Annotated in this window: 5 protein-coding genes; all 5 read right to left on the reverse strand. The window is 64.9% G+C overall.

Annotated elements, in window-relative coordinates:
* Nucleotides 1-87: 87 nt before the first annotated feature.
* The gene (locus tag ABB27_RS18700; RefSeq protein ID WP_057630802.1) at nucleotides 88-1,380 is read right to left on the reverse strand and encodes a M24 family metallopeptidase; all 1,293 of its coding nucleotides are present in this window, start codon (nucleotides 1,378-1,380) and stop codon (nucleotides 88-90) included.
* A gap of 30 nt (nucleotides 1,381-1,410) precedes the next feature.
* On the reverse strand, nucleotides 1,411-2,424 hold the full coding sequence (locus ABB27_RS18705) for a magnesium and cobalt transport protein CorA (RefSeq protein WP_057630804.1): 1,014 nt from the start codon (nucleotides 2,422-2,424) through the stop codon (nucleotides 1,411-1,413).
* A gap of 14 nt (nucleotides 2,425-2,438) precedes the next feature.
* Nucleotides 2,439-3,635: a lipoprotein N-acyltransferase Lnb domain-containing protein gene (locus ABB27_RS18710; protein ID WP_057630811.1), complete on the reverse strand. Its 1,197-nt coding sequence runs from the start codon at nucleotides 3,633-3,635 to the stop codon at nucleotides 2,439-2,441.
* Nucleotides 3,636-3,673: 38 nt separating this feature from the next.
* Complete coding sequence (locus tag ABB27_RS18715; protein ID WP_057630806.1) at nucleotides 3,674-4,552, reverse strand: CorC family transporter; 879 nt, start codon at nucleotides 4,550-4,552, stop codon at nucleotides 3,674-3,676.
* Between the two features lie 71 nt (nucleotides 4,553-4,623).
* Nucleotides 4,624-5,244, reverse strand: a complete 621-nt coding sequence (locus ABB27_RS18720) for a hypothetical protein (protein WP_057630808.1) — start codon at nucleotides 5,242-5,244, stop codon at nucleotides 4,624-4,626.
* Nucleotides 5,245-5,970 lie beyond the last annotated feature (726 nt).

The raw sequence follows: 5,970 nt of genomic DNA on the forward strand, positions 1-5,970 counted from the left end.
GGGTTGGGGAGGGGTAAGCTCTTTGGGGTTGATGGACTGCCGGCTTCGCGGCTTACGCCGCTCCCACAAAAAGCGTTGCCGCTCCCATCAGCCAAATGGCTGGTCGATGGACTTGCTCTGCGGTGTCATCAGCGCGGCAGCATCTTCTGTGACGTAGAGGATGTCCTCCAGGCGCACGCCGAAGCGGTCCGGGATGTAGATGCCCGGTTCGTCACTGAAGGTCATGCCCGGCTCCAGCAGGTGGGTGTTGCCACGCACCAGGTAATCCCATTCGTGCATGTCGATGCCGATGCCGTGACCCAGGCGGTGGCTGAAATAGCGGTAGTCCGGGCCGTAGCCCGAATCGCTGATCACCTTGCGCGCAGCGGCGTCCACGTCGCCCATCGCCACGCCCGGGCGTGCGGCATGCAGTGCCGCCGTCTGCGCCTTCAATACGATGTTGAACACCTTGCGGATCTCGTCGTCCGGCTGGCCCAGCACCACGGTGCGGGTGATGTCGCTGGTGTAACCACCGGCGCGGCAGCCACCGTCGAAAATGATTGGCGTGCCTTCGACCAGGTGCTGCGGTTTGTCCGAGCCGTGCGGCGAGGCGGTGTACTTGCCGACGTTGACGCTGGCGTCGCCCTTCAGGCCGGTGCGGGCGTAGGCCATGGCCAGCAGGCCGCTGATGTCCTGCTCGGTCATGCCCGGCTGCAATGCCTTCCAGACTGCTTCGTACACGGCCAGCGTGGTTTCGTTGGCCAGCTTCATCAGTGCCAATTCGGCCGCGCTCTTGACCCGGCGGCAGCCGGATACCACCGGCCAGGCCGGCACTACCTTGGCCTGCGGCAGCGCATCAGCAATGCCTTTGGCGCGGAAGTAGGGCACGGCTTCTTCCATGCCCAACGTGCCGGTGGCGTGGCCCATGTCGCGCAGCACCTTTGCCACCAGCGCGTAGGGATCTTCGTCTTCCTGCCAGCCGCGCACGTCATTGCCGAGCTTGATCTGCTCCAGCGTGCGCACGCGCTCGAATTCCGGGGTGACGTAGATCGGTTCACCCTTGCGCGGCAGGATCACGCCGGTCAGGCGCTCGCTGTCCCACCAGTGCATGCCGGTGAAATAGGTCAGCGAGCTGCCGGCGCCAATGAACACCGCGTCGATGCCATGCTCGGCCATCAGGCGCTGGGCCTTGGCTACCCGCGCGATGCGTTCGTCATTGCCGATGGGTACTGCCTGCGCGGCGACCGACTTCAGCCCGCGCATCGACGCCGGCAATGCATCCTCGCTCCTGCCTGCGGCCTGTGCCGAGGCCAGCTGCGACACCGGCAGCGCCGCGGCGCCAGCAATCAGGGTGGTGCGCAGGAAGCGGCGGCGTGCGGGATTGGAATGGTCGTTGTGCATGGTTTCCCTCTTGAAAGGCGGTGCGCCGGCTCAAAGCCAACCGGAACGTTTGAACAGGCGATACAGCACCACGCAGATCACCCCCACGCCGAGCATGAGCAGTGGATAGGCGAAGCGCCCGGCCAGTTCCGGCATATGCGCGAAGTTCATGCCGTACCAGCTGGTGACCAGGGTGGGCGCGGCCAGCAAGGCGGCCCATGCGCCCAGCTGTTTGACGGTTTCGCCCTGCGCCAGCGTGACCAGCGACAGGTTCACGCTCAGCGCGGTGCCCAGCATTTCGCGCAGGGTGTCGATGGCCTCGTTGACCCGTGCGGCATGGTCCTGCACATCGCGCAGATACAGCCGTACTTCCTCGTTGATCAACTGCGCCTGGTTGCGCTGCAGCTGGGCCAGGGCATCCTGCAGCGGTGCCACCGCCAGCCGCATCTTGTTGAGCTCGCGCTTGAGCTCGTACAGACGGATCACCGTGCGCCGCTCATAGGTGTCGGCGAAGATGTTTTTCTCCAGCAGATCCAGGGTGTCACGGAAGCTGTCGGTGATTGGCAGGTAGTGGTCGACCACCGCATCCAGCACCGAGTACAGGCAGAACGAGGGCCCCATCGCCAGCAGTTCGGGCTCCTGCTCCAGCCGCGTGCGCACCGGTGCGTACGACAGCGAGGCGCCGTGGCGCACCGTCACCAGGAAGCGTGGGCCGAGGAAGGCGTGGGTTTCGCCGTAGCGGATGCGCTCATCCACCACCTGCGCGGTGTGCACCACCACGAACAGCGAGTTGCCGTAGGTTTCGATCTTCGGCCGCTGGTGCGCCTTGCGGGTGTCTTCGATGGCCAGCGGGTGCAGATTGAATTCTTCCTGCACCTTGTCCAGCACGCTGTCGCTGGGTTCGTACAGGCCGACCCAGACAAAGCCCTTGGCATCGTCGGCCAGCACGTCGCTGATGCTGTCCAGGTCCAGCGCACGATGGCTGCCGTCGGCGCCATACCAGGTGCAGTTGATCACGCAGGCCGGGTTGGCCTGTACGTTTTGGGGAGTGATGCCGGTTGTCATCCCGGCATCGTGCCTCAGCTGGCCGGTGACGCCAAGCTGCGGCGCCCAAGGATCAACGCCAGTGCAAGATGGATGGGCAGCAGCAGCACGATCCATTGCATGTTGAACTGGGCTTGCAGTGACAGCCAATGCAGCGGCAGGGCCAGCAGCGCGATGCCGGTCACCAGCCAAAGCACTATCCGGAACCAGGTACGCGGTTGGCGCCCGCGCAGCAGGCTGCAGGCACCCGCAACCAGCAGCAGCGCCAGCGGGTTGAGCAGCAGCAGGTTGCGGTTGGCCCAGGCGGCCTGGTGTTCGCTGAAACCCCACAGGAAGGTCAGCAGGGCGCCGGCAACACCGCAGAACAGCCAGAACGGCAGCGCGAATGCGCCGATCAGGCGCGGCTTGCGGCGTGCGCCATGCAGGGCAGCGGCCACTGCCAGCCCGACCAGCAGCCATGGCCACCAGGAGCGCTGCTTTTCTTTTGGTTCGGGCGCAAGGCGTTGCGGCAGCAGTTGCTGTTCGTCCTGTACCAGCGGCCGGCCTTCGCTGTTGCGCACCTCGCGCAGGCTGTCGGCCAGGCGCATCGGCACGAAGGCTTCCTGCCAGCGCGACAACGGCTGGTCGGCGTTTGGCCCCAGGCCCAGGTCGAAGCCCAGCCACATCCATGGCGAAGGCGAGGCCAGACGCACCGATTCGCTGCGGTAGCTGTTGCCGCGCGAGCGGCCAGCCAACTGCGATTGCAGGGCGCCGCCCATGGCCTGATCGAGACTGTCGCGCACCATGGTGGCGCAGTTGGAGGTGAAGTAGTCGTAGCGGTAGCGCGCGTTTTCGGGTTTGGCGCGTTCGGCCAACGCATCGGCCAGGGCCTGTGCCTGCGCTGGCGGCAGGTCCAGCCACTGGATGCTGGCGCCGCGTCCGACATGTTCGTATTGGGCCAGGTCTTCTTCCAACGGCAATGCGACCAGGTAATACATCATCCTGCCGCGCACGAAGTTGCTGATGAAGTCCGGCTCGGACGGGTCGAAGAAGCCGAAGTTGTACGAGGTTGCCTGGCCGCTGGCGGGGTCCATCACCACCAGTGCGTCATGGCCGAAGCGTTCGAAGAACACCTCGCCCGGCAGCATGGTCACCACGCCGATGCGCGGTGCGGGATGGGCGGTGGCTTGGCTGGGTGGGTTGGCGACGGGTTGTGCGCTGCTGGCCATCGTGGCCAGCAGCAGGAACAACATCGCAAACGCGGACAGCAGCCGCGGCAGGCGCAGGGTGATCAATCTTCGTCCTGGTCTTCAGGCGGCAGGATGGTGACGTGGAAAGCCTGCACGCGGCGTGCATCGGCCTTGGCCACACGGAACACGAAGCGCTCCAGGGTCAGTTCATCGCCGATTTCCGGCAGATGGCCCACCGCCTCGGTGATCAGGCCACCGATGGTGTCGTAGTCATCGTCGGAGAATTCGGCGCCAAAACGCTCGTTGAAATCACCGATGGTGGTCAAGGCGTCCACCACGTAGCGGCCATCGGCGAGGATGGCGATCTGCGAGGTGTGGTCCTCGGTCTCGTCGTGCTCGTCGTCGATCTGGCCGACGATCTGTTCCAGCACGTCCTCGATGGTGACCAGGCCGGCGACGCCGCCGTACTCATCCACCACGATCGCCATGTGGTTGCGCGAGAGCCGGAACTCCTTGAGCAGCACATTGAGCTTCTTCGACTCGGGGATCAGCACCGCCGGGCGCAGCAGCTCGCGCACGCTGGCATGGGTGTTGTCGGCGACCACGCCGCGCAACAGGTCCTTGGCCAGCAGGATGCCAAGGATGTCGTCCTTGTTCTCGCCGTGCACCGGGAAGCGTGAGTGACCGGACTCGACCACCTGCTTCATCAATTCGATGAAGGGGCAGGCCACCGGCAGTGACACCATGTGCGAGCGCGGGATCATCACGTCGCCGACGGTCAGCTCGGCCACCGAAATGGCGCCTTCCATCATTCGCAGGGTATCAGCGGCGATCAAGCCGTCCTGCTGTGCGGTCTGCAGGATGGCGACCAGTTCGTCGCGGGTATGCGGTTCGCTGGAGAACGCCGAACCCAGGCGCTCCAGCCAGCTGCGTTTCTTCTCGCCGTTCTCGGGCGAGGTACTACTGTCGTCTTCAGACATCTCTTGGTTTGACTGCACCCGGCACGCCGGGCGGTGCCGACAAGTCTAGCAGGATGTTTGCCAGGCCCTGTTCAAGCGGCCGCTGGGTTGGGGGTCTGCACGCTGGGGGCTATCGGCGGAACACTGTCCGGGCTGTCAGCGGGCTGGTCGGGGGCGGCTGGGAGGTCTTCCTCGGCCGGCAGGTCCAGGCTGTAGGTGCAGCCGGCCAGGGTCTTGCCGGGGTGGGATTTGACCGTGGACACGCCCAGGATCACCGATTCGATCAGGGCTTCGCCGGTCTTGGCGTCGTTGACATCGCGGCTGACCAGTTCGCGGCCGGCCATGAACTTGTCCGGGGCGTCGTAGCCGGTTTCCAGGTCCAGTTGCTTGGCCAGCGGCCGGGGGTCCGGCATGTCGAGGATGGCGATGACGGTGCCGCCGGCCATGGCGATGTGGTCGGCGCTATGGCCGAACACGGTGATCGGGGCGTTGAGCATGTACTCGGCCATGAACAGGTTGCCCTGCGGCAGCGGCCGCCAGCCCAGTGCCACGGCTTTCAGCGGGTCGTTGGCGATCGGTGCCAGCGCTGCGAATTCACTGACGCTCTGCCGGCATTCGATCAGGGCAGGTAGATCGATGGCGGTTTGGGCATGCGCCGAACCGGCGGCGATGAGTACTAGCGGGAGCAGGCGGATTGGGCGCACGGCAGTCATTCGGTGAAATCCTGACGGCGATGATAGCGGCGTGGCACTGGTTTGTAGGAGCGGCGTAAGCCGCGAAACAGATGCGCCTTCCGATCGCAGTGATTTCAGGTCCTTATCGAATGCCAGCGTCGCGGCTTACGCAGCTCCTACAGCCGGGGTCATCAGGCTATCGGGAAGGCCTCTGCCGAGCATGGCTCGGCACTACAGCAGGCCTCGTTGGCCTAGGGGTCATTCGGTGAAATCCTGATGCCGATGATAGCGGCATCGCGGTTTCGCGCTGGGTTGTAGGAGCGGCGTCAGCCGCGAAGCCGGCAATCCGTCAGTGGCCTGCATCACTGCGATCAGTAGGGGTATCTGCTTCGCGGCTGATGCCGCTCCTACAGTCTTGCGGACCATCAGGCTACCGGTAAGGCTTCTGCCGAGCATGGCTCGGCACTACAGGAGGCTTGGCGCTCGTTGGCGCAGGGGTCATTCGGTGAAATCCTGATGCCGATGATCGCGGCATCGCGGTTTGGCGCTGGGTTGTGGGAGCGGCATGAGCCGCGAAGCTGGCAATCCGTCAGTGGCCTGTATGACCGCGATCAGGAAATGTATCTGCTTCGCGGCTGAAGCCCCGCAGCCTTGCGGACCATCAGGCTATAGGTACGGCCTCTGCCGACCATGGCTCGGCACTCATACTCGTTGGCGTCGGGGTCGGAAATGCCGAGGTCGGCCAGGATTTTGCGTTCGCGCTGC

This window comes from Stenotrophomonas terrae (assembly GCF_001431465.1).
In the GTDB taxonomy this organism is placed as follows: Bacteria; Pseudomonadota; Gammaproteobacteria; order Xanthomonadales; family Xanthomonadaceae; genus Stenotrophomonas; species Stenotrophomonas terrae.